13 protein-coding genes are annotated in these 25,372 nt (G+C 68.2%); 7 read left to right on the forward strand and 6 right to left on the reverse strand.

The features are described from left to right. Positions 1-4: 4 nt before the first annotated feature. Both DM816_RS15040 and DM816_RS15045 read right to left on the reverse strand, forming a co-directional pair. Positions 5-805 carry an ABC transporter ATP-binding protein gene (locus DM816_RS15040; protein WP_117210858.1) on the reverse strand — a complete coding sequence of 267 codons (801 nt, stop codon included), beginning with the start codon at positions 803-805 and terminating at the stop codon, positions 5-7. A gap of 72 nt (positions 806-877) precedes the next feature. Then, positions 878-1,813 carry a methionyl-tRNA formyltransferase gene (locus DM816_RS15045; protein ID WP_117210859.1) on the reverse strand — a complete coding sequence of 312 codons (936 nt, stop codon included), beginning with the start codon at positions 1,811-1,813 and terminating at the stop codon, positions 878-880. 109 nt (positions 1,814-1,922) lie between these two features. Here DM816_RS15045 and DM816_RS15050 point away from each other — a divergent pair, with 109 nt between their 5' ends. The 5 genes from DM816_RS15050 to DM816_RS15070 all read left to right on the forward strand — a co-directional run bounded on the left by DM816_RS15050 (position 1,923) and on the right by DM816_RS15070 (position 18,645). Next, the gene (locus DM816_RS15050; RefSeq protein WP_117210860.1) at positions 1,923-3,191 is read left to right on the forward strand and encodes a lysine N(6)-hydroxylase/L-ornithine N(5)-oxygenase family protein; all 1,269 of its coding nucleotides are present in this window, start codon (positions 1,923-1,925) and stop codon (positions 3,189-3,191) included. Continuing rightward, the gene (locus tag DM816_RS15055; RefSeq protein ID WP_117210861.1) at positions 3,188-17,098 is read left to right on the forward strand and encodes a non-ribosomal peptide synthetase; all 13,911 of its coding nucleotides are present in this window, start codon (positions 3,188-3,190) and stop codon (positions 17,096-17,098) included. Before DM816_RS15050 ends, DM816_RS15055 begins: the two co-directional genes overlap by 4 nt. A 22-nt stretch (positions 17,099-17,120) precedes the next feature. After that, a complete protein-coding gene (locus DM816_RS15060; RefSeq protein ID WP_117210862.1) occupies positions 17,121-17,336 on the forward strand; it encodes an MbtH family protein in 216 nt (71 codons plus the stop codon). Positions 17,337-17,426: 90 nt separating this feature from the next. After that, the gene (locus DM816_RS15065) at positions 17,427-17,996 is read left to right on the forward strand and encodes a hypothetical protein (protein WP_117210863.1); all 570 of its coding nucleotides are present in this window, start codon (positions 17,427-17,429) and stop codon (positions 17,994-17,996) included. 166 nt (positions 17,997-18,162) lie between these two features. Beyond that, complete coding sequence (locus DM816_RS15070) at positions 18,163-18,645, forward strand: hypothetical protein (RefSeq protein ID WP_211588699.1); 483 nt, start codon at positions 18,163-18,165, stop codon at positions 18,643-18,645. 218 nt (positions 18,646-18,863) lie between these two features. Here DM816_RS15070 and DM816_RS15075 read toward each other — a convergent pair whose 3' ends face one another. The 4 genes from DM816_RS15075 to DM816_RS15090 all read right to left on the reverse strand — a co-directional run bounded on the left by DM816_RS15075 (position 18,864) and on the right by DM816_RS15090 (position 23,638). Further along, positions 18,864-19,703 (reverse strand): transglutaminase family protein, encoded by an 840-nt coding sequence (locus DM816_RS15075; protein ID WP_117210865.1) that lies wholly within the window; start codon positions 19,701-19,703, stop codon positions 18,864-18,866. Between the two features lie 7 nt (positions 19,704-19,710). Next, positions 19,711-20,637, reverse strand: coding sequence for an alpha-E domain-containing protein (locus DM816_RS15080; RefSeq protein WP_211588700.1), 927 nt, complete (start codon positions 20,635-20,637; stop codon positions 19,711-19,713). A gap of 8 nt (positions 20,638-20,645) precedes the next feature. Next, positions 20,646-22,184, reverse strand: coding sequence for a circularly permuted type 2 ATP-grasp protein (locus DM816_RS15085; protein WP_117210867.1), 1,539 nt, complete (start codon positions 22,182-22,184; stop codon positions 20,646-20,648). A gap of 95 nt (positions 22,185-22,279) precedes the next feature. Further along, a complete protein-coding gene (locus DM816_RS15090; RefSeq protein WP_117210868.1) occupies positions 22,280-23,638 on the reverse strand; it encodes an alkaline phosphatase PhoX in 1,359 nt (452 codons plus the stop codon). 81 nt (positions 23,639-23,719) lie between these two features. Here DM816_RS15090 and DM816_RS15095 point away from each other — a divergent pair, with 81 nt between their 5' ends. After that, positions 23,720-24,613, forward strand: coding sequence for an NADP-dependent oxidoreductase (locus tag DM816_RS15095; protein ID WP_117210869.1), 894 nt, complete (start codon positions 23,720-23,722; stop codon positions 24,611-24,613). Between the two features lie 72 nt (positions 24,614-24,685). Further along, the coding region (locus DM816_RS15100; RefSeq protein WP_162907487.1) for an FAD-binding oxidoreductase at positions 24,686-25,372 on the forward strand (687 nt) is incomplete at its 3' end.

Genomic DNA, 25,372 nt, shown 5'->3' on the forward strand with positions numbered 1-25,372 from the left:
TCCTTCAGTGGCGGCCGATCGGCCGGGTGGTAAGACGACCGGTGTCCGGATCGGCTTGCACTTCGATGCGAATGCCGTAGGTTTCGGTCAAGTGATGCTCGGTGAGCACCTCGGACGGTTTGCCGCCGGCGCGTATCCGCCCCTGCTGCAACAGCACGATATGGTCGGCCAGCGCGGCAGCCTGATTCAGGTCATGCAGCACAACCCCGACCGCCACCCCATGATCGCTGGCAAGGTCCCGTACCAGATCCAAAATCTCTATCTGGTACCGCAAATCGAGGAAGGTGGTCGGTTCGTCGAGCAGCAGCACGCCCGTGTCCTGGGCCAGACAGGTGGCAAGCCACACCCGTTGCAGCTCGCCGCCCGAGAGCTCATCGACCGGGCGATCAGACATCGCCGTGATGCCCGTGACATCCATCGCCCAGCCGATGGCCCGCGGCCCGTCGGCGTCATCGTTGCGCCACCGGCCACGGTAGGGGTGCCTGCCATAGCCGACAACATCGCGCACCGTCACCCCGGTGGGGGTGGGTCGGCTCTGCGCGAGCAGCGTGACCCGGCGGGCAAACTCCTTCGGCGACAAGGCGAGCGCATCGTTCACCGCGGCGCCTTCGCCCTCCGCGAGCTCGATCCGTCCGCTGTCCGGGCGATGCAGGCGCGCGAGCGAGCGCAGGAGCGTGGACTTGCCGCTGCCGTTGGGCCCGACCAGGGCCGTGACCTCGCCTGGGCGCAACGTAATCTCCGCACCATGCACGACGGCCCGGCCGTGGTAGCTCAGGCACAGCTGCTCGCCACGTAACGCGTCCATCACGGGCTTAGGTTAGCCTAAGCTACTCCATTGTCAACCCCACCCACCCCGCGGGGGCGGGAAGGGTTTGGGTTAGCGGAGGTAGCCGCCCATGGTGGTGAAGTAGGTGGTGGCGGGTAGTTCGCGGCCGTCTTCGGTGCGGATGCGCTTGACGAGCAGGCCGTGGTTCTGGCCACGGCGGGCGTCGGCACCCGCCACGATCACGACCCCGTCGCCCTCGCGGATGAAGATGCGACCCGGCGTGCCGCCGTAGCGGCCCGCGGAGACCGCAGCCGAGATGATGCGGAGTGTCTGTCCATTGTGGGTGGTGAAGGCGTTGGGATAGGGGTCGGATTGGGCTCGTACCAAGCGTTCCAGCTCCTCGGCCGACCACGTCCAGTCGATCCGGCTGTCCTCAATGGACCGCTTGTGGAAGAAGCTCGCCTTCGATCGGTCCTGGGGTATGAGTTCCGCGGTGCCCGACTCGAGCAGCGCTATGGCTTCGACAGTGATCGGGCCGAACAACTCGACGGTCTTGTGGAACAGGTCGGTGGTCGTGTCGGTGGGCTCCACCTGCACCGCCCACTGGAGCACGATGTCGCCCGCGTCCAGGTCGGCGTCCATCATGTGCGCGGTCACGCCAACCTCCCGCTCCCCATTGATCAGTGCCCAGAGCAGGGGTGCGAACCCAGCGTAGGTCGGCAGCAGCGAGTCGTGCACGTTCAGCGTGCCCAGGCGCGGTACCGAGAAGATCTCCGGCGGGATCCATGTGCGCCAATTGGTGGCGACGATCACGTCGGGCGCGACGGCTCGGATGCGCTCGGCGAGGTCGTCGTCCGGGCGGTTCTTGATCACCGTGGGGATACCGTTTTCCCTGGCCAGCTCGGCCACGGAATCGTTCCAGATGCGCTCATAGGCGTGATCGCTCGGCGGGTGCGTCACGACCATCACGACCTCGTGTTTGGACCCGATCAGGGAGCGCAGCGTCTCGTAGCCCCAGGTCTGGTACCCCATATGAACGATCTTCATCAATTTCTCTTCCCGAATCCGGCGGCATGACTTGACTAGTAAAGCAAGGCAATCCTAAGTTAAGCAAGGCTGCCCTAAATCACCGCTCCTGGATGGATGGAGATCGTTCGTGATCTATGACATCGTCGGCATCGGCTTCGGCCCCGCAAACCTCGCGCTTGCGATCGCCATAGCCGAACAGTCCCAAGGGTTTCCGGATCCGGCAGGGTCGTCTGTGGACGCGGTGTTCTTAGAACGGCAACCGAGCTTCGGCTGGCATCGGGGCATGCTGATCGAGGATGCGACGATGCAGGTGTCGTTCGTCAAGGATCTCGTGACGCTGCGCAACCCGAGCAGCGAATACAGCTTTCTGTGCTACCTGCACAGCAAGGACAGGCTGGTCGATTTCGTCAACCACAAGAGCCTCTATCCACTGCGGATCGAGTTCCACGACTATCTGGAGTGGGCCGCGTCCAAGGTGGACCGTCTGGTGCGCTACGGGCAGGAGGTCATCGACATCGTGCCCGTGATGGACGGCGACCGCGTCGGGCACTTCGAAGTCATCGCGCAGGGCCCGCAGAAGGCGCAGGTGTTTCTGGCGCGCAATCTCGTCTTCGGGACTGGTCTGCGACCGGCGTTGCCGGAGGGAGTCCTTGCGGGCGAACGGATCTGGCATAGTGGCGACCTGCTCACGTGTGCTGGTGCGCTCGACGACTCGTGCCGGAGCTTCGTCGTGGTGGGCGCGGGGCAGAGTGCCGCTGAGGTGACCGCCTATCTGCACGAGCGGTTCCCGCGCGCCGAGGTGCGCGCGGTGTTCTCTCGCTATGGTTACAGCCCGGCCGACGACAGTCCATTCGCGAATCGCATCTTCGATCCGAGTGCGGTTGACGACTTCTACGCGGCGCCGCAGGACGTGAAGCAACTGATGAATGGATATCACGCCAATACGAACTACTCGGTGGTGGATATCGATCTTATCAACGAGTTGTACCGGCGGGCGTACCGCGAGAAGGTCCTTGGGGTGCAACGGCTTCACCTGCACAACGTGTCCCGGCTGATCGAAGCCACGGAGCACGCGGACGGGGTCGTGGCCACCGTTGAGTCGCTGCTCAGTGGGGAGAAGCTGGTGCTGGAGGCCGATGTTCTGGTGTGCGCCACCGGATACCGGCCGGCCGACCCGTCCAATTTGCTCGGCGGGTTCGCCGACAGCCTGCGGCGGGACGAGCAAGGGCGGCTATGCGTGGACCGTGACTATCGAGTGCAGGCCCGAGCCGGGCTCGATTGCGGCATCTACCTGCAGGGCGGGACGGAGCACACCCACGGCATCACCTCGTCGCTGCTGTCCAACACCGCGATCCGGGCGGGCGAGATCCTGCAGTCGGTGCTGACGAGGCGATGATGCTGCTGCCGCTGACACCGGCGCAGTCGGGGATCTGGCTCGCGCAGCAGATCGAGCCCGACAGTCGCGCCTACAACATCGCGATATACATCGAGTTGACCGGGGATGTTGATGTTGCCGCGTTCGGCGCGGCCGTGAAGCGGGTCGTCGGTGAGGCCGGCTGCCTGCACGTTCGGTTTGTCGATGGCATGCAGGCCCCCGTGCCGGCCCCCGCCGACTGGGAGTTGCCCGTCATCGAGGTCGACGACCCCGACGCCTGGATGGCCGCTGAGCGCGAGCGCCCGTTCGACCTCGCGCACGGCCCGACGTTCGGGCACGCCCTGCTGCGCGTGGGCGCGGATCGGTACCTGTGGTTCCAGCGATACCACCACCTGGTCATCGACGGGTACTCGTGCATGTTGCTGGCCCAGCGGGTGGCCCAGCTCTACACGCATGGCGTGGCTCCGGACGTCGAATGGGCACTGTCCAAAGTGCTCGACGACAGCGCCGGTGACAGTGAGTTCTGGCAGGGTGAGCTGGCCGAACGGCCCGAACCTGCGCGCCTGGTCAAGCCGTCGGGCTCGATGTCGTCGCGCGTGGTGCGACGGTCGTTTGAGGCGCCCGCCGTGCGTGACCCGGGCCTGGCCATCGCGGGCGTCGCGGCCTACACGCATCGCATGACCGGTGCGCGGGAGGTGGTGCTGGGCCTTACCCTGGCGGCGCGCCCGAAAGAGATGAGCCACATTCCGGGGATGGCTTCCAATGTGGTACCGCTGCGCGTGCCCGTTGACCCGGCGATGACACTGCGCGACGTGGCCGCGTCGGTGGCGCAACGCCTCGCGGTGGTGAAGGCGCACGGGCGGTACCGGGGAGAAAAGATCGCCCGCGATTGCGGAATGCCGGGCGGACTGGGCGAGTTGGTGGGGCCGACCGTCAACTTTATGGCCTTCGATCGTGAGTTGGTGTTCCGCGATCACGGGGTCCGGCTGCGTAACCTGTGGGTCGGGCCGATCAGCGATCTGGCCGTGTCGGTGAACGTCCACCGGGGCACGACGCTGGTGGACGTCGACGCCGATGCGGCGATGTGCACCTCACTTGAGGTTGAGGGGCACGCGAGTCGCCTGCGAGCGGTGTTCGAGTCCGATTGGGACGGTCCTATCGGGTCGGCCGAGCTTGTGTCGCATGTGGAACGCGAGCGGGTGCTGGCTTGGGGCACGGACGAGCTGGCCGTGACGGAGCTTTCGTGGCCCGCGGCGGTTGCGGCACAGGCGCGCGCGCGACCGGACTCGGTCGCGGTGGTGTGCGAGAAGCAGAGCCTGTCCTATTCGGAGCTTGAGGACCGGGCGCGCCGCGTCGCGGGTGCATTGCACGCGCGTGGTGTGCGGCGCGGCGACGTGGTTGCGGTGTCGATGCCGCGCTCGGTGGACCTGGTCGTGGCGGTGCTGGGCGTGATGAAGGCGGGTGCGGCGTACCTTCCGATCGATCCGGACCAGCCGCAGGAACGCATTGACTACATGCTCAGCGATGCTTCAGCCTCGCACGTGCTGTCTGCGGTGGGATACGGCGAGCCGTTCGAAGTCGAGGTGGGACTCGACGATGCGGCGTATGTCATTTACACGTCGGGCTCGACGGGGCGGCCCAAGGGAGTCGTTGTCACGCACGAGGGCATCGGAAGCCTTGTCGCCACGGCGGTCGAGCGGATGAGCGTGTCCGCGTCGAGCCGCGTCATTCAGTTTGCGTCGGTCGGCTTCGACGTTTTCGTTTTCGATGTGTGCATGGCACTGTGCGTCGGTGGGCGCGTGGTCATCGTGCCGTCTTCGCGACGCGTGGCGGGCGCCGCGCTGACCGACTACATCGCCGAGCATGGCGGCACACACATGATCTTGCCGCCCTCGCTGGTGGCGTCGCTGCCACCCGACTGCGAGCTGCCGGCCGGCTCGACCATGCTCGTCGGCACGGAGGCCGTGCCGGCGGCGGTCATCGATCGCTGGGCCGACCGGCTCAATCTGCACGTCGCTTATGGACTGACCGAGGCGACCGTGAATTCGACGCTGTGGCGGGCGGTTCCGGGCGAGGCGGCGCCGCCGATCGGCGTGCCCGATCCCAACACCCGGGCGTACGTTTTGGACAGTGCGCTGCGGCCGGTCGGCGTCGGTGTGGCGGGCGAGCTCTACATCGGAGGGCGCGGGCTGGCGCGCGGCTATCTCGGCCGACCGTGGCTGACCGCCGGGCGCTTCGTCGCCGACCCGTTCGGCCCGCCCGGCAGCCGGATGTATCGCACCGGCGATCGGGCGCGGTGGCGGCCCGATGGCAACCTGGACTTCCTTGGCCGGATTGATAAGCAGATCAAGATCAGAGGGTACCGAATAGAGCCCGCGGAAATCGAAGCGGCGCTGACGGTCCATCCTGGATGCTCGCAGGCCGCGGTGATGGCGTTGAAAGACCATCGCGGGGTGACGCGGCTGGTGGCATATGTCGTTGCCACGGTGGAGCCCGAGGTGTTGCGAGCGCATGTGGCGGAGCTGCTGCCCGAATACATGGTGCCGTCTGTCATCATCGTGATGGATGGTGCGCTGCCCATGAACGCCAATGGGAAGTTGGACACCGCTGCGCTTCCCGCTCCACATTGGACCTCGCTTGGCGGTGACGCGCAGCCCACGACGGAGACGGAGCGCACGCTCGCGGCGTTGTTCGCGGCCGTGCTGCAGCTGGAAAGCGTTGGTGTGCATGACAGTTTCTTCGAGCTCGGCGGTGACAGCATCGTCGCCATCCAGTTGGTGGGGGCTGCGCGTGCGGCGGGGTTGAGCATCACGCCAGCAGAGGTGTTCCGGCTTCGGACCGTTGCCGAGTTGGCTCGGGTTGCGACACCCGTAGGCGCCTCGGTCGGTGTGGAGCCGTTTTCGCTGGTCGAATATGACGGGCCAACGGACCGGCTGTGGGATGTGCTGCCGGCCACGCCGTTGCAGGAGGGGTTCTACTTCCACGCGACATTTGGCGACGACGATGCATACGTGGTGCGGCAGGAAATCCAGCTGCCCGAGGGCTTTGATGCGCGCACGGCGCTTCAGAAACTCCTCGATCGGCATCCGTTGCTGCGGGCCGGTTTCCAGCTGCGCGACGACGGCCGGGTCATCCAGGTGATCCCTGAGCGCGTGGAGTTGCCGTGGGGCGAGTCCACCGCGCCGTTCGACCTCGCAGTGCCGCCGCTGCTGCGGGCACACGCGGCGGGCGACAGGCTGGTGCTGCACGTGCACCACATCATCGCCGACGGGTGGTCGGTCGGGGTCATGCTGGGCGAGATCTTCGGCACGGGCGGCGTGGCGACGGCGGGCGTTGAGCGTGAGTATTTCGCTTGGCTCGCCGCGCAGAATCGCGACGCGGCCCGGGAGGCGTGGCGGGAAGCGCTGTCAGATGTGGACCCGGTGGCTCGCCTTGCTGCGGTGGGCGAACCCGAGACAGCGGTGGTCGAGTTTGAGTCGGCCGGGTTGGCGGCGCGGGCGCGGGCGCTCGGCGTGACTCTGGGCAACACGGTGCTGGGTGCGTGGGGTGTGCTGCTCGGGCGCGAGGCGGGGCGGCGCGACGTGGTGTTCGGGACGACCGTGTCGGGGCGGCAGGCACCCATCGACGGGATCGAGCAGCTGGTGGGGTTGCTCATCAATACGGTGCCGGCACGGGTGCGGTGGTCGGCCGGGCAATCGTGGGCGCAGGTGCTCACGGAGTTTCAGGAGGCGCAGACGCGCCTGCTGCCGCACCAGCATCTCGGGCTCGCAGACATTCAGCGTGCGGTGGGGCGCGCCGAACTGTTCGACACTCTCGCGGTGTTCGAAAACCAGCCGACCGTTGCGGAAGAGGGGTCGGAGATCAGCGACGCGACCCACTATCCGTTGGCGCTGACGGTGATTCCAGGAGATCGGATGGTGTTCAAAGTGGAGGGTGCGGGCGCGAAGCGGCTGGGGGAGCGGTTCGTGCGACTGCTGGAGGAGGTCGCGACCGACCCCCATGGGCCGGTCGAGCGGACGGTCGTGGAGGCGTTCGGGACTCAGGCTGCCAAACGGCCGAATGCGGTTGCGGTGATTTTTGAGGGTACGCAGCTGTCGTACGCGGAGTTGGACAAGCACTCTGATCGGTTGGCGCGCTACCTGGCGGCGCGCGGAGCCGGGCCGCAAGCAGTGGTCGCGGTGGCTGTGCCGCGCTCAGCCGAGCTGGTGGTGGCGCTGCTCGCGGTGCTCAAGACGGGCGCGACATACTTGGCCATCGACCCGGACCTGCCCGAGGAACGGGTCAAGTACATGCTCGACGACTCGGGTGCGTGTCTGGTCGTGACGCCTGACATGGTGGACTGCGCGGGCGAGGGCCCGCTTGGCGGGTTCGGGCCGGACAACGGGGCCTATCTCATCTACACGTCCGGGTCCACCGGGCGGCCCAAGGGCGTACTGGTCACACATAGGGCAATGCTGCAGGCGATAGGACACTTTGCACTGTCCGAAGACGACCGCGTGCTGCACCAGTACTCGGTGAGTTTCGATCCGCACGTGCAGGAGATCTTCGCGCCGCTGACGGCCGGGGCCACGGTGGTGGTGGCGCGGGCGGGCGGGCACCGGGATCCCGGATATCTGACCGGGCTCATCCGGCGGGAGCGGGTGACGACCGTCGACTTCGTGCCGTCGATGTATCGGGCGCTGCTGCAGGAGTCGGGTTGGTGGGCCGGTCTGAGGCGTGCGTACAGCGGGGGCGAGGCGCTGCCGGTGGACCTCGCGCGGGAGTGGCTTTCGCGCACGGGTGTGCCGCTGGTCAACGTGTACGGCCCGACGGAGACCGCGATCCAGGTGACGTCGTGGGAGTGCGACGGCGGTGCGACTGTCCCGATTGGACATCCGGCGGCAGGGACGCGGCTGTATGTGCTGGACGAGCGGTTGCAACCCGCGGCGGTGGGCGAGCTCTACCTCGCGGGCGTGCAGCTGGCGCGCGGCTACCACGGCCGGCCGGGCATGACCGCCGAACGCTTTGTCGCCGACCCGTTCGGGGCGCCCGGTGACCGGATGTACCGCACGGGCGACCTCGTCGAGCGGCGGGAGGAGGACGGCGCGCTGGTCTATCGGGGGCGCGCCGACCTTCAGGTCAAGCTGCGCGGGAACCGGATCGAGCTCGGCGAAATCGAAGCCGTGCTGGCGGCACAGCCGGGCGTGGTGGAGGCCGCAGCCGCGGTGCGCGGCAATCGGCTCGTGGCATATGTGGTGGGCACGCGGCCCGATGTGAGCCGAGTGCTGCCTGAGGCTATGGTGCCGCAGGACTTCGTGATGCTGGAGTCGCTTCCGCGCACGCCGGGCGGCAAACTGGACCGGGCCGCACTGCCCGACGCGGGAGTGTCGCGGGTGGACAATCCGGCTGCCGATGGCCTGCAGGCGACGCTCTGCGGCATCTTCGCGGCGGTGTTGGGACTGGAAAGCGTTGGCCCGCACGAGGACTTCTTCGCCCTGGGTGGCGACAGCATCCTTTCGATGGCGGTGTCGAGCCGAGCGCGGGCGGCAGGCCTGAGCATCAGCCCGCGCGAGGTGTTCGAGCACAGGACGCCTGCCGCATTGGCCGCAACGGCGGATCCGGCCTCGGGTGGCACGGACGCGGCGGCGGCTACCGGCGAAGGGTTGCGGCAAGGCTCCGCAAAGGACGCCGGCGCCGGGTCGAGCGGCGCGTCCGATCCGGACGGTGTCGGCGATGTGCCGTTGTTGCCGATCGTGCATCAGCTCCGTGAGGAGGGCGGCTCGATCGGGCGGTTCAACCTCTCGATGGTCGTGCCGACACCGGCCGGGGCCGATCTGCCGGCGGTCGAGTCCGTGCTGCGGGCCGTCGTCGACCGGCACGATGGCCTGCGGCAGAAGCTGACCCGGGTCGCGGGCGTGCTCTGGTCGATGGAGGTCCGGCCCGCGGCCACGGTTGACGTGAAGCACGTCGACCCGCGTGCTGAGATACAGGCCGAGGCGGATGCGGCGGCCGGGCGGCTCGACCCCGATGCGGGGGTGATGCTGCAGGCGGTGTGGTTCGATTCGGGTCCGGCCGAGGCCGGGCGGTTGCTGATCGTGGCGCACCATCTGGTGGTGGACGGCGTGTCGCTGCGGATTCTCGCCGACGACATCGCGGCCGCGTTCGCCGGTGCGCCACTGGAGCCGGTGCCGACATCGTTGCGGGCGTTCGCGCGATCGTTGCACGAGCAGGCCCAGTCGGCGGGGCGGCTGGCCGAGCTGCCGATGTGGCTGGAAACGCTGGCACCCGGCGCTGACCTGGTGGAGGGCGGTAGCGCCAAGGGCACGTTCGGCGAGGCGAGCCGGCGGGTGGTGAGCGTGCCCGCCGAACTCGGATCCACGCCGACCGAAACCCTGCTCGCCGCGCTGCACACGGCGGTGACCCGCTGGCGCGGGCCGGGGGACCTGCTGGTGGACCTGGAGCGGCACGGGCGCGAGTCCAATTTGGACCTCTCGCGCACGGTGGGCTGGCTGACGAGCATTCACCCGCTGCGGCTGACCGGTGAGGCACCGAGACCGTCGCCCGACAACGGGATCGGCTACGGGTTGCTGCGCTACCTCAACCCGCAGACCGCGCCCCTGCTGTCCGGTGCGGCAAAGGCGCAGGTGCAATTCAACTACCTCGGACGGTTCGCGTCGCTGGAAGCCGTCGAGCTGGAGCCAGAGCCCGACCTCGGCATGCCGCACGTGCTGACGATCGATGCGGCAATGGTCGGATCGGAGCTTTCCGCGGTATGGCGTTGGCGAGCCCCACTGTCCGAGGCAGACATCGACCAGCTGGTGCGCCTGTGGGCCGAGGCGTTGGGCGACAACCGGGAGATCTGGCCGCTGTCGCCCCTGCAGGAGGGGATCTACTTCCACTCGGCGTACGACGACGGCGGGATAGACGTCTATACAGCGCAAGACACGTTCGAGTTCGATGCCCCGCTCGACCTCGCACGCCTCCAGGCGGCCGGTGATGCCCTGCTGGCCAGGCACGCCAGCCTGCGGGCGGCGTTCACGAGTGAACCGGCACAGGTCATCGCGCCCAGTGTGCGGATGCCGATCGTAGTGACCGACGCACCCCTTGAGGAGGTGATGGCGGCCGATCGCGTGCGCAGGTTCGACCTGGCGAAGGCTCCGTTGTGCCGGTTGACGGTGATCCGGTCGGAAGGGCGCGACCGGCTGATGCTGAGCCACCATCTGATCCTGTGGGACGGGTGGTCGCAGGGTGTGCTGCTCGAAGAGCTGCTCTCGCTTTATGCGGGCCGGCCGTTGCCGGGGACTCCCGGCCGGTACCGCGACTATCTGGACTGGCTTGACCGCCAGGACCAGGCCGCCTCGGTGGGCGCGTGGCGGGACGCGCTCGCCGGGCTGGCCGAGCCGACGCTGGTCGGGCCGCCCGGACTGGTGCCCGCGATCCCGCAGCGCGCTCATGTCGAGCTTTCGGCCGAACTGGGCGACCGGCTCCGGGCGATGGGGCGCGACTATGGGCTCACGCTCAACACCATGCTCAACGCGGCGTGGGGGATCGTGCTCGCCGGTATGGTCGGGCGGCAGGACGTGGTGTTTGGGAGCACCGTGGCAGGGCGGCCCGCAGAGGTGCCCAATGTGGACTCTGCCATCGGGATGTTCCTCAACACGGTGCCGATCCGGGTCGCCGCCAATCCATATGAGACGGTCCTGGAGATGCTGCGGCGCTTGCAGACTGAGCGCATGACGCTCATGGACCACGACTATCTCGGGCTGTCGACGATCCAGCGCGAGTCCGGCCATGCCCGCCTGTTCGACACACTCTATGTGTTGCAGAACTTCGCCGACGTCGACTCGTTCGAGCAGTTCATGCGCGAGCATGGGATCGTGTCGGTTACGAGCGTCGATGCCACGCACTATCCGCTGACGCTGATAGTCACGCCCGCGACGCAAATCCGTGTGGCGCTCGACTATCGGGCTGATGTCGTGCCTCCCGCGCAGGCGGTCGAGCTGCTTGCGCGGTTCGTGACCGTGCTGGAGCGACTCGATCCGCGGGCCAAGGTGGGCACGCTCGACTCGCTGACATCCGCGCCTGAAGTCGAGGCGCACGACGTCCCCATCCCTGTCGAAACGGTCGCGGAACTGCTTGCTGCACAAGCGATCCGCACCCCGCACGATACGGCGCTCGTCTTCGGGGACGAGCGGGTGACCTTCGCCGAGCTGGACGAGCGCGTCAACCGTCTGGCCCGGCGGCTCATGGCACGGGGCGCCGGGCCGGAGCGGGTGGTGGCGCTGGCGTTGCCGCGCTCCATCGAGATGGTCGTGGCGCTGTTCGCGGTGCTGCGCACCGGTGCCGCCTATCTGCCGCTCGAACTGGACCACCCGGCGCAGCGGCGGCAAATGATGCTCGACGACGTGTCGCCGGTGTGCGTGCTCACGCCGGACCTCGAACTCTTCGAGGAGTTCGCGGGCGAGTTTCCGCGATTCTCGCTGGACCATCCGGCATACGTGATTTACACGTCAGGGTCGACCGGGCGGCCCAAGGGTGTGGTGACGCCGTATCGCGGGCTGACGAACATGCTGCTCAACCATCGTGAGGCGATCTTCGCCCCGTTCAGTGGCCGGCGGCTGCGCATCGCGCACACCGTGTCTTTCGCGTTCGACATGTCGTGGGAGGAGCTGCTCTGGCTGGTCGAGGGGCACGAGGTGCACATCTGCGACGAGGAGCTGCGCCGTGACGCGACGGCACTGGTGAAGTACTGCCACGCCAACCGGATTGACGTCATCAATGTGACGCCGACCTATGCTCACCTGCTGTTTGAGGAAGGGTTGCTGGACGGGCACGTGCCGGAGCTGGTTTTGCTTGGCGGCGAGGCGGTTTCGGACGCGGTGTGGTCGCGGCTGCGCGAGACGACCGTAGGCTACAACCTCTACGGGCCGACGGAATACACCATCAACACGCTCGGCGCGTCGACAGTGGACAGCGCAACCCCGACGGTCGGCAAGCCCATCTTCAACACGCGCGCCTACATTCTCGACGCGCACCTGCGGCCGGTCCCGGTCGGCTCGCCCGGCGAGCTCTACATCTGCGGGGTCGGGCTGGCGCGCGGCTATCACCGCCGGCCCGGCCTGACCGCCGAACGCTTCGTGGCCAACCCGTTCGGCGCGCCCGGAGAGCGGATGTATCGCACCGGCGACCTCGTCGTGCTGCGGCCGGACGGACACCTCGACTTCCTCGGCAGAACCGACGATCAAATCAAGATCAGGGGGTACCGGGTCGAGCCCGCGGAAATCGCGTCGTGTCTGGAGACGCATCCCGCGGTCGCGCAGGCGGCGGTCATCGCCTCATCTGGACGGCTCGTCGGCTACGCCGTGTCCGACGCGGATCCGCTGGTGCTACGTGACTATGTGAAGGACCGGCTACCCGAATACATGGTTCCGGCGGCCGTGATGTGCGTGGAGCGCCTGCCGCTGACCGTCAACGGCAAGCTCGACGTGCGGGCGCTTCCCGCGCCGGCCATCGCGGTGGCGCAGCGGCGCGAGCCCGCCACCGAGCAGGAGAAGATCCTGTGTGAGCTGTTCGCGGGCCTGTTGGGGCTCGAAATCGTTGGGCCGGACGACAACTTCTTCGAGCTGGGTGGGCACTCGCTCCTGGCGACCCGGCTCATCAGCCGGGCCCGTGCGAGGCTCGGCGTGGACTTGGCGATCCGCGATCTGTTCGAGGCGCCGACCGCCGCTTTGCTTGCGGCGCGGGCCATGGCGGGCGACCCGGCTCGGCCCGCGCTTGTGCCGGGCCCACGGCCGGCCCAGATCCCGCTGTCGGCGGCGCAGCGGCGGCTGTGGGTCATCCAGCAGATGGAGGAGGCGTCCGCCGCTTACAACTTCCCGTTGGTGATGCGGCTGCGCGGGCCGTTGGACGTGCCGGCATTGCGCGCGGCGTTGGACGATGTTGTGGCCCGGCACGAGGCGCTTCGCACCGTGTTCGTGGTCCGCGACGGCGTACCATATCAAAGGGTTTTGGAAGAGGTGTCCGTTCCCTTCGAGTTCGGTCCGGCCAATGTGGACCGGCCGTTCGACCTCGCGGCCGAGCCGCCGATTCGCGCGTGGCTCGATGGTGACGTGCTGACGCTGCTGCTGCACCACATCACGACCGACGAGTGGTCGGATCGGCCGTTCCTGCGGGACCTCTCGGTTGCCTATGCCGCTCGGCTGCAAGGGACAGTGCCCGACTGGAAGCCGTTGCGCGTGCAATATGCGGACTACGCGCTGTGGCACGAGCGTTTGCTCGACAGCGTGGGCGAGGCGCAACTGTCCTATTGGGAGCGCGTGCTCGACGCAGCGCCCGAGGAGCTTGTGCTGCCGACGGATCGGCCACGTCCGGCCCGGCCGACATTCCGTGGCGCGTCCGTGGATGTCGAGTTCCCGCGGGAGTGGTTGCCGGAATTGGCGCGCAGCACGGAGGCGAGTCCGTTCATGCTCGTGCACGCGGTGACGGCGGCACTGCTGAACCGGCTCGGCGCGGGCGACGACCTGCCGATCGGCGCACCGATCGCGGGCCGCACGGACGAGGCGCTGGACGACTTGGTGGGCTTCTTCGTCAACACTTTGGTATTGCGGACGGATGTTTCGGGCGATCCGTCGTTTGTCGACCTGCTGCGACGAGTGAAGGATGTTGACCTGGCGGCCTTTTCGCATGCGGACGTGCCGTTCGAGGCGGTGGTGGAGCGGTTGAACCCACCGCGTTCGCTGGCGCGCAATCCGTTGTTCCAGGTTATGGTCGGCTATCATCCGTCAACCGATGGCGCATTCGGACTGTCGGGAGTGGAAGCCGAGTTTCTGCCGTGGGAGTCGACGACGGCGAAGTTCGACTTGGTGTTCAGCTATCACGATTCGGGATGCCGCATCGAGTACTCGATGGATCTCTTTGACGCGGTGACGGTTCGAGCGTTGGGGGAGCGGTTGCGGCGCGTCATGTCGGCGGTTGTGGAGGATCCTAGCGTTCGCGTACGCGACATCGACGTGTTGCTGGAGGGCGAAGGGCAGGTCGAGGACACCTGTCGTCCTGTGGAGGAGGTGTCGTTGCCGGTCTTGTTCGCGAGGCAGGTCGCCGTGCGGCCCTCGGCGCCGGCGGTGGGCTCCATGAGCTATCGGGAGCTGGATCTGCTGTCCAACCGGGTGGCCAGATGGCTTGCGGCACAGGGCATCGGGGCCGGCTCGGTGGTGGGGATCGCGCTCGAACGGTCCGCGGAGATGGTCGCGGCGGTGTTGGGCGTGCTCAAGCTCGGTGCGGCATACATGCCACTGGATTTGTCGTACCCGTCGGACAGAATCGAATACATGGTGAGCGATTCGTGGGCGTCGCTGGTGGTGACGTCGCTTGACGGGGTTTCGGGGTTCGGCGATGAGCCGGTCGAGATCGACGTGCCGCTTGACGCGCCGGCCTATGTGATTTACACGTCCGGCTCCACCGGACGGCCCAAGGGCGTTGTCGTGCCGCACGAGGGCATCGCGAGCCTCGCCGCGACCGCGATCGACCGGATGGGCGTGACGGCGTCGAGCCGGGTGCTGCAGTTCGCGTCGGTCGGGTTCGATGTGGCGGTTTTCGAGCTCGTGATGGCGCTGTGCGTGGGTGGGTGCCTGGTGTTCGCGCCGCCGCAGGTGCGTGTGCCGGGGCGTGCGCTCACCGATTTCCTCGCCCAGCAACGCATCACACACATGATCCTGCCGCCGTCGCTGGTGGCCGCGCTGCCGCCAGAGTGCGAGCTGCCGGCCGGGTCCACGATTCTGGTCGGGACGGAGGTCGTGCCGCCCGCGGTGATCGAGCGCTGGGCCGGCAAACTCAACCTGATGGCGGCCTATGGGCTCACCGAGGCGACCGTCAACTCCACGCTGTGGCGGGCCCTGCCGGGCCATCACGGCGCCGTCCCGATTGGACGGCCCGACCCCAACACGGTGTGCTATGTGCTCGACGAGCGGCTGCGGCCGGTCCCGCCCGGGGTGGCAGGCGAGCTCTATGTCGCGGGGCGCGGGCTCGCGCTGGGCTATCTCGGGCGGCATGGGCTCACCGCGGAGCGGTTCGTCGCCGACCCGTTCGGCCCGCCGGGCTCGCGGATGTATCGCACCGGCGATCGGGCGCGGTGGCGCGCCGACGGCAACCTCGACTTCCTGGGGCGGACGGACAATCAGATAAAGATCAGGGGACACCGAGTCGAGCTCGGCGAGATCGAATCCGCGCTCGTGACCCATCCCGGTGTGCGCCAGGCGGTGGTCGTGGCCGACCGCGATGGCGACATCACGCGCCTGGTGGCCTACGCGGTGGGCTCGTTCGACCCGGGTGCGGCGCGGGCTCACGTGGCGCGGTCGCTGCCCGACCACATGGTGCCGGCGATGGTGCTGCCGCTGGAGGGGCCGCTGCCGGTGACGCCCAACGGCAAGGTCGATCGCAAGGCGCTGCCCCGGCTCGACTGGTCGGCGCTGGCGGGCACGCAACGTCCGGCCACGCCGCAGGAGGAGGCGATGGCCGCCGGGTTCGCCGAGATCCTCGGGCTGCCCGAGGTCGGGGTGCACGATAATTTCTTCGCGCTGGGCGGGCACTCGATGGCGGCGATGCGGTTGCTCGGGCGCATCGCGTCGGTGTTCGGCGCGGAGCTGTCCATTCGCGACGTGTTCGACGCCCCGACCGTTGCGGGGCTCACCCAGCGGCTGACCACTGTCGACCGGGCCGAGCGCGTGCCCTTGCGCAAGGGCGTGCGCGGCGCGGGAGGTGAGGTGCCCGCGGCACCGGCGCAGCGACCGCAGTGGTTGGCATACTTGGAAAATCCGGCGTTCCAGCACGCGTTCGTGTGGCGGGGCTCGTTCGATGAGGCGGCGCTGGAGGCGGCGCTGTGGGATGTGGCGCGGCGGCACGAGCCGTTGCGGACGTCGTTTGTGGAGCGTGACGGGCGGCTGTGGCAGGTTCCGGCCGAGTTCGCTGGGTTGGAGCGGGTCGCGGGCGACGTGGATGTGGCGGAGCTGGCGCACGGGCCGGTGGCCCTGTCGGGGGCGGCGCGGCCGCCGTGGCGGGCGAGGCTTGTGAATGGTCGGGTGCTCCTGCTGACCGCGCACTACCTGGCGGTCGACGAGTGGTCGGTGGTGCCGCTTTGGCGCGACCTGACGACCGCCTATGCGGCGCGGGTGGCCGGGCGCACGCCTGACTGGGCGCAGCTGCCGGTGGATTACGCCGATTACGCGGTGTGGGCAAACCAGTTGAGCGGTGACGCGGACTACTGGCGCCGCACGCTGGCCGGCATGCCGCGTGAGCTGAAGCTGCCGACCGACCGGCCACACCCGGCCGCGGCCGGAAGCGGTGTGCGGGGCGGCTCCTATGTGGAGGGCGTGCTCGACGCCGACCTGCATCGGGCCATCGACGAGCTCGCGCGAAGCAGCGGGGCCAGCATGTTCATGGTCTTCCAGGCGGCGCTGGCCACCCTGCTGGCCGGGCACGGCGCCGGGGGCGACCTGCCGATCGGCACGATGGTCGCCGGGCGCACCCACGAGGCGCTGGCCGACCTGGTCGGGTGCTTCTTCCACCCGATTGTGCTGCGCACGGACGCGGGCGGCGACCCGACCTTCGCCGAGTTGCTGGCGCGGGTGCGCGAGACCGACCTGTCGGCGTTCGAGCACGCGGCTGTGCCGTTCGATGAGGCCGCGCGGCCGCAGGTGATGCTCATCCACCACGAGCAGGCCCGGCTGGGCGGCGACTTCGAGGCGGTCCCGGTGCGCAGCGCCTGGGCCGACCTGACCGTGAGCTTCTACGAGCCCCGTGATGACGGGCCCGTGGAGTGGCACTTGGTGTATGCCACCGACCTGTTCGACGATTCGACCGCGTGCGGGCTCGCGGCCGGGCTGGAGCGCGTGCTGCGTGCCGCCACCGCCGATCCCGAGCGCGCCATCTCGACCATCTTTGAAGCAGACCGCTGATGTCGTTTGGAGGAAATAGCTGATGTCCACCAATCCGTTCGACAACCCCGAGGGCCACTTCCTGGTGCTCGTCAACCACGAGGGGCAGCACTCGCTGTGGCCGTCGTTCGCCCAGGTGCCGGCCGGGTGGACGGCGGTGTTCGGCGAGGACACGCGGGACGCCTGCCTGTCCTATGTGGAGAGCCACTGGACCGACCTGCGCCCGGCGAGCCTGCAGGAGGCGATGCGGCAGGCATAGGTGAGGATGCCCCGGTGTAGGTGAGGATGCGGCAGGCCCAACGCGACTGTCCGGCGGGCCGAGGCGGGCCTGGGTGGCTATGCTGCCCTGGTGGAGTTGACCGTGTGGCACGAGGCCTCCCGCATCACGCACGAGGAGGCCGCGGCCAAGACGTCCTTCGAGCCGCATCCGTATGTCAGGGATTTCTGCGCGGAGGTCGGCGACTTCATCGTGGGCGGTGACGGGTGGTCGCACGTGCGCCTGTCGGTCAAGGACAGCGCGGTGGCGCGGGTGCGTTATGCGGCCAGCAAGCACCGGCTGGTGTGCTACGACCCGCGGTGGCAGGCGGTGCTCAACCCGCCGCTGCTGCGCCGGCCGGGAGCGTGGGAGCTGTGCTTTTGCGTCGGCCACTCCATCGACGACCCGGCGCCCGGCCACCTGGAGCGGGCCGTGCGCGGGCTCGCGCCGGACAATTGGTTCGTGGCGCTGGAGGACGGCGACGACCACTACGTGCAGGCGGCGCTCACCGAGGCGGGCTACCTGCTGGAGATCCGCGAGGGGTCGGCCGAGAAGCATTGGCAGACCCGGGTTTCCGACACCGACCGGTTGATCCATGCTTTCACCGCCCAGGCCGCCGGCGACCCCACCTGGCGCGACGGCTTCGATTGGAAGGGGCTGTAGCCGGGCCTTAACTGCCCAGGCCGCCGGCGACCCCACCTGGCGTAACGCCTTCGACTGGACAGGGCTGTAGCCGGACCCTAACTGCCCAGGCGACCCGAGATCGCATCTGGTCGACGATCTGTATTTTCTGGCTCTGCATGAGCCATATCAAGACCCTGAGCACCCCGTGCCGTTCGACGCGACGGTCGTGCATTGCCGCACGCTGCTGCACCCGCTTGTTCCGCAGCCCGATGGCGGGCGGATCTACCGCTGCCTGACCGAGTTTCCGGGTCGCCGGCCGGGGATGATTGTGCCAGTCTCGACACTGACATATGAGCTGGCCGGTGGCGCGCTGTGGCCGATGGTCGGCGACTGGGAAGAGGTCGTCGACGCCTTGGTGTTTCTGGCCCGCGAGGGCGGGTGTGACGCGTTGCGGCTGGGTCTTCCGCAGGCAACCGCCGCCATGGTGGCCAACGGGCCAAATACGAGAGTGAGGCATTACCATGCCAATGGCACGGTGCGTCAGACCGGCCCGGCGGAGCGGGAACACGAGTTGTCGCAGCTGGAGGCCCGCGTCCGCGCCATGCTCATGCAGGGACCGTTCTGGCCGGGAGGCAGACTCACGACCCCACCCAGCGAACCGGCCGTCATGCCATACCAGCCCGTGTAGCGGCTGAGGTCACGCCGGTGACGCGGCCGAGGCCCGGCTGCCGTCGAACTGACACCGATCTGAAGGGCGGGCGGGTTTAGGCTGCGTCACCTGACGGCTTCGACCCCAGGGCAGATGATTGCATGCGTCCCTGATGATCTGGCCCCATGGTCGGGATGCCGGCTCCCGCGAGCCCATCACGAGTCAATGATTGACGTAACACTCTCTCAGCGCGACTCTCAGGCGAGACGGGTGATTTCGACGGTCACGCCGAGATGCGAGCTGAGCGCTCCATTGTAGACACCCTTGAGCGGCGTCACATCGGCGTAGTCGCGCCCGCGCGCCACCTGGACGTGCCGATGGTCGGCCGGGCAGCCGTTGGTCGGGTCGTAGCCCACCCAGTCGCCAACCCACCACTGCACCCAGGCATGCGACTGCCCCTCGCACACCTCGCCGACCACCCCATCCGCGAGCGGATAGAGATATCCCGAGATGTACCGCGCCGGAATGCCCACCGCGCGCAGCAGCCCCACGGTGAGATGGGCGATGTCCTGGCACACGCCCTTGCGCAGCGCCCACGCCTCCTGCGCGTTGGTCCGCACACCCGTCGACCCGGGCACATAGGCAACGTGCTCCCGCACCCAGTCGGCAAGCGCGACCGCCGCCGCAGCGGGGCTCTTGCCGGCCACCACGTGCGCCGCCTCGCCCACGATGTCGCTGCTGACGGCCGTCAACGGCGTGGGCGCCACCAGCTCCGAAAACTCGTCCCGCTTGGTGCGCAAGGCGTCCCAGTCGCATTCGGGCAGCTCGCCGTATGTCACGAGCCCGGTCTCCACCAGCGAGGTCGCTGTGACCCGCAGCTGGTCGTGCCCGCGCTGCAGGTCGAACACCGTGACCTGGGTGCCCCAGTAATCCGTGTAGCGCCACGTCGTCGCCGCCGGGAACACATCCACAAAGCTGTGCAACGTCACCTGCCCCGGCATCGACTGTGGCGTCATGCGCGCCTCGTTGTATGAAGTGTGCGCCATGCCGTCGTAGGTGAAACCCGTGACGTGCCGGATTCGCAGTCGCCAACTCATGTCAAAATCACGCGTCCTCAAGCGCCCACGCCACCGCGGCCGCCTGCACGAAGAACCGGGCCGTCACCGCGGCGCTCGCCGCCGCGCACGCCCGCTGCAGTGCCGCCAGATGCTCGGGCAGGTCGTCCAGAAGCGTTGACATGTCGGCGTATTCGAGCCTCGTGCGGGCCTGCCCGATGGGCCGGCGCGCCGGATCGGTGACGCCCGCCCGCTCCACGCCAGGCGTCAACGCCCGTAGGCAATCCTCCGCCGTGGTGAGCGCGTGCAGCGCGGAACGCGGGAACAGCCGGTCCAGCAACAGGAATTCGACCACGCGCTGCGGCTTGACCTCTCCACCGTGCGTGCGCAGGAACGACTCGTCAGCGCCGCAGGCCTTCAAGACGGTGCGCCACTGCGGCGTCCCCGCCTGAATGGAAAGCTGACGCGCGGTCATGTCGACCCGCTCAAGGCTGCGCCCCAGCACCAGGAATCGCCAGGTGTCGTCGCGGCTCATCGTGGACTCGGCCAGGCCCGCCAGCACCGCAGCCCGCTCCCGCACGAAGCCCAAAAACAGGTGCGGCCCAAGGCGTTCGGCCGCCTTGCGGCGCGCCGCCAGCGAGTGCCATGTCACGTTGAGGCACTCCCACATCTCGCTGGAAATGGTTTCCCTTGCGCCACGGGCATTTTCGCGCGCCGACGCGAGCGCGCCCGTGATGGAACTCGCATTGTGCCGGTCGAAGGCGAGTATCTCCAACGCATCGCCGGTCGTCAGCCGCCCATCCGTGTGCGGCGCGAACCCGAGGATCGCCAGCATCGAACGGCACGCGGCGTTTTCATCCGCCCACGGATCCTCAAGCATGCGCGCCAGAAAGGCGTCGAGGATGCGCGCGGTATCGTCGGCTCGCTCTACGTACCGTCCAATCCAGAACAAGGACTCGGCGATCCGGCTCAGCATCCCCGATCTCATTGCTGGCCCGCCATCTGCGCGCTGACCGGTCCACTGTCGCGTGTGGACACCGGCGGTGGCTCGGCCGGTGGTAACGCCTGCGTCGGCACGGAAACCTCGACCTCCTCCGCGGCAATCACCCACGTATCCTTCGAGCCGCCGCCCTGGCTCGAATTGACGACGAGCGCGCCCTGCGGCAGCGCGACCCTGGTCAACCCGCCTGGCAGCACCCAGACGTCGCTGCCGTCGTTGACCGCGAACGGGCGCAGATCGATGTGGCGCGGCGCGAGCTGGTCGCCGATGAGGGTGGGGGAGGTGGACAGCGCCACCGGCCGCTGCGCCATCCATTGGCGCGGATCGGCCGCCACCGTGGAACGCAGCTGCGCCAGCTCCTCGGCGGTCGCCTTCGGCCCGATGACGATGCCCTTGCCGCCTGCCCCGTCGACCGGCTTGAGCACCAGCTCGTCCAGGTGATTCAGGACGTGCGCAAGGACATCGGGATCGTCCAGCCGATAGCTGTCCACATTGGAAAAGATGGGATCCTCGTTCAAATAGTACCGGATGAGGTCCGGCACATAGGTGTAGAGCAGCTTGTCGTCGGCGACGCCGTTGCCAATCGCGTTGGCCAGAGTCACATGTCCGGCGCGGGCCGCGTTGACCACCCCCGGGCAGCCGATCGCCGAATCGGGCCGGAAGTGAAGCGGGTCAAGGAAATCGTCGTCGATCCGGCGATAGATGACGTGCACCGGGCGCTCGCCTTGCGTAGTGCGCATGCTGACCCGGTTTCCGGAACAGACCAGGTCTCTGCCCTCGACCAGTTCCACGCCCATCAACCGGGCCAGCAGCGCGTGCTCGAAATAGGCCGCGTTATAGACTCCCGGCGTCAGCACGACCACGCACGGATCGGCCACACCCTCCGGCGCTGCCGAGCGCAACGCGGCCAGCAATCGAGCGGGATAGTCGTCGACCGGCAGCACACGCGCCTCGGCGAAAATGCCGGGCAGCGTCTGCGTCATGGCGCGACGATTCTCCATCACATACGACACCCCTGACGGGATGCGCAGATTGTCCTCCAAGACCCTGAATTCGCCCGCCTCGTCGCGGACCAGATCCACCCCGCTGACGTGCACGCGCACCCCGTTGGCCGGGTTGATGCCCCACGCTTCCCGGTGAAAGTTGGCGCTCGTGGTGATGAGATGACGCGGCACCACACCCTCGCGCAACACCTCGCCCGGCCCGTAGATGTCGGCCAGAAACCGCTCCAGCGCAAGCACTCTCTGCTTCACGCCGCGGGAAATCTGGTCCCACTCGGCGGCGTCGAGGATGCGCGGAATCAGGTCGAGCGGGAACGGCCGCTCCTCTCCCGCGTAGGCGAACGTCACGCCGCGATCGGTGAAAACGCGGGCCAGCTGATCGGCCCGCACCCGCAAATCGGCCCCGGACAGGGGTTGCAGCACAGCGAACAGGGCCCGATATGGCGTGCGAGGTCGGCCCGGCGCCTCGAACATCTCGTCCCACGCCGCGGCCATCGCGTACGAATCGAACACGTCCGCCATGAACGGAGCCTAGTTTGACCCCGTTTCGAACGTGTTAACAGCCCCGCTCGTTGTCCGATTCGCACCAGTAGGTACGAATCGGACAACAGTACGTGCTACAGCGAGCCCTGCTTCCACGGCCCGGTGATGGCGAACGTGATGCCGGGCGACTGAATGTTGGCGAACAACCAGTTGCCGTTCTTAGGCTCGAACGTCGCGCCGCACCACTCCGACCCACGGTAGTCGCCGGGCGCGATGTTCGCACGGCCCGGCACGCCACCGTCCGGAATCACCACGTTGTTGGCGGCGAACGGGAAAATGTCGCCATCGGTGGTGAGACCGTGCATGTACTCGATGCCGGAACCGTCCTCGCACAGCACCATGCCGCCGCGCGGGCTCACACAGATGTTGTCCGGGTTGTTCAGCACCGCCGGGCTGGGCGAGGCGAACAGCACCTTCAACGCGCCGGTCGCCGGCTCGTACTCGAAAATTTGACCCTGACCGGCCGGTCCGCCGCTGGTGGACACGATGTACACCTTGCCTCCGGCATACCACGCGCCTTCGAGCCTCGCGAAGACCGCGCCACCCTTGGCGAAGCCCTCCGTGAACGGCACGCCCGTCGCCGGGTCCGGTTCGTCGATCGTCACCCAGCTGGTCGAGGCGTAGGTCGTGCCGGTGCCGTCCTTGCGGGTGTCGTAGCGAGGGCCGTTGATGACCAGCATCTCCAGCACGCCGCCCCCGTGCAGGTTACCCGGTGTGTTGGGCCGGAACCGGTAGAAGCCCGCCGATCCCGCGTCCTCGGTTTCGTACACCCAACCGGTGGCCGGGTCGATGGCGACCGCCTCGTGCGAGAAGCGGCCCATTTCCTTGATGGGATTCGGATTTCCGGTACCGGCGCTGGGCACCTCAAACACATAGCCGTGCCGCATGCCGTTGCCCGCGTTGATAAGCGTGGTCTCCTCGCAGGTCAGCCAGGTGTCCCACGGCGTCGGCCCGCCCGCGCAGTTGCGGATGGTGCCCGACAGGCTGGCCCGCGCCTCGACAAGCTCCCCCTTGTCAGGGTTGAAGATGAGATTTGTGGTACCGCCTCCGGCCTGCGGATCATAGGCGGGGTCGGCGAACTTGCCCGACAGCGAGCCCACCTCGTGGTTGCGCACCAGGTGCACGCGGTCGCCGCGGCGGTAGGCGGCCATGCCGTCGTGCACGCCGGGAGTGGCGATGCCGTCGGCCATGCGGTCGCCGGTCCAGCCGAACGTCAGATATTCGAATCCGCGGGGGAGCAGCAGGAGCTCAAGGCCCGTCGTCTGGTCCTTCACCGGGGCCAGCGGCCCGTAGTCGGGGCTGAACTGCTTCTTCACATCGGTTTGGGCGCTGGCGGTGCGCGCGGCCAGCGCCTCCATCGGGGCGATCGCAGCTATCCCTGCCGCCACGGCGGCGCCGCGCAGCACATCACGCCGGTCTAACGAGATTTCCATCCGCTCAGGCTGGCAAGCCCAGGTAAAGGGAAGGTGTCCTGCTCCCGAAGTCTCCCTAGCCACGGCTGCTTAAATGGGGTCGTGCGAGCAGTGGTCTTCACCGAGTACGGTCCGCCGGACGTGCTGCGTGTGGTCGAGATGGATACTCCGGTGCCTGGGCCGGGCAAGGTGCTGGTGCGCGTGCGGGCGGCGGGTCTGCAGCCGTTCGATGCCAAGCTGCGCTCGGGCGTCATGGCCCCGCATGTGCAGGCGAAGTTCCCGCAGCAGCTCGGGGCGGAGGTCGCCGGGGTGGTCGAGGCCGATGCCGGCTCGTTCAAGGCCGGTGATGAAGTTCTCGGTCCGGCGCCCATGACAGCCCACGCGACGCATACGCTCACCGATGTCGACTCCGTGGTGGTCAAGCCGGCGCGCATGTCGTGGGCGGAGGCCGGTGCGCTGACGGCCTCAGGGCAGACCGCTGCCACGGCGATCCACGATCTCGGCGTCAAGCCCGGCGACACCATTCTGATCCACGCCGCGGCGGGCGGTGTTGGCAGCTTCGCGGTGCAGCTGGCGCGAGCGGCCGGGGCCACGGTCATCGGCACGGCAAGCCCGCGCAACCACGATTATCTGCGCGACCTCGGCGCGGTCCCCGTCGCGTATGGCGACGGGCTGGCCGAACGGATCCGGGCCGTAGCCGATGGTGGTGCGGTCGACGCGGTGCTCGACTGTGTCGGTACCCCCGAGGCAATCAATGTTTCCTTTGAAGTGATAAGGGATCCGGCCCGATTCGGCTCGCTCGTGTCGCCTGCTCCGGGTGTACGACGGCTGTCCACTCGCGGCAGTGTGACCCAACTGGCCGAGCTTGTCGCGCTCTATGAGAAGGGTGCGCTGCGTGTGGAGGTGGCCGCGACGTTTCCATTGGAGGAGGCGGCTGCCGCGCATCGGCTGCTCGAAAGCGGGCACGTTCGCGGCAAGGTAGTCCTTATGCCATAACGGTTTTTGTGTGACCTTCGTCGCGGCGTATTCCGTGGGTGTGCCCGTGGCTGGCGGCGTAGCGTAAGGCCGATGAGCGAGCTTTCGAAAGTCGTGCGGGGCCGGGTGACACTTCCGGGAGACGCGGAGTTCGCCGAGGCCAGCCAGCCCTGGAATCTCGCGGTTGACCAGCGCGGCGTGCTCGCGGTCGTGGAGGCGGCCGATCGCGACGATGTGGCCGCGCTGGTGCGTTATGCGCGCACGGCCGGGGTCCCGATAGCGCCGCAGGCCACCGGGCACGGCGCGAGCGGCAGTGCGATCGGCGCGATCCTGTTGCGCACCAACCAACTCGGCGGCGTCGAGATCGACGCGGCCGCCCGCACGGCCCGGGTCGGCGCCGGCGTGAAGTGGGGCGAGGTGCTCGCGGCCGCGAGCCCGCACGGTCTGACCGGCCTGGCCGGCAGCTCGCCCGTCGTCGGCGTCGTGGGCTTCACGCTCGGTGGCGGGCTGAGCTGGTTCAGCCGCAAGTTCGGGCTGGCCGCCGACAGCGTGCGCGCGTTCGAGGTCGTCGATGCCGAGGGCGCGTTCGCCCGGGTCACGGCCGAGTCCGATCAGGAGCTGTTCTGGGCACTGCGCGGGGGCGGGGGTGACTACGCCATCGTGACCGCGCTCGAGTTCGACCTGCACCCGGCGCCCTCGCTTTACGGCGGGCGCGTGTTGTGGCCGGTCGACCGGGCGGCGGCCGTGCTCGACGTCTATCGCGAGGTGACCGCGTCCGCG

Source organism: Allorhizocola rhizosphaerae, from assembly GCF_003426775.1.
Classification (GTDB): Bacteria; Actinomycetota; Actinomycetes; order Mycobacteriales; family Micromonosporaceae; genus Allorhizocola; species Allorhizocola rhizosphaerae.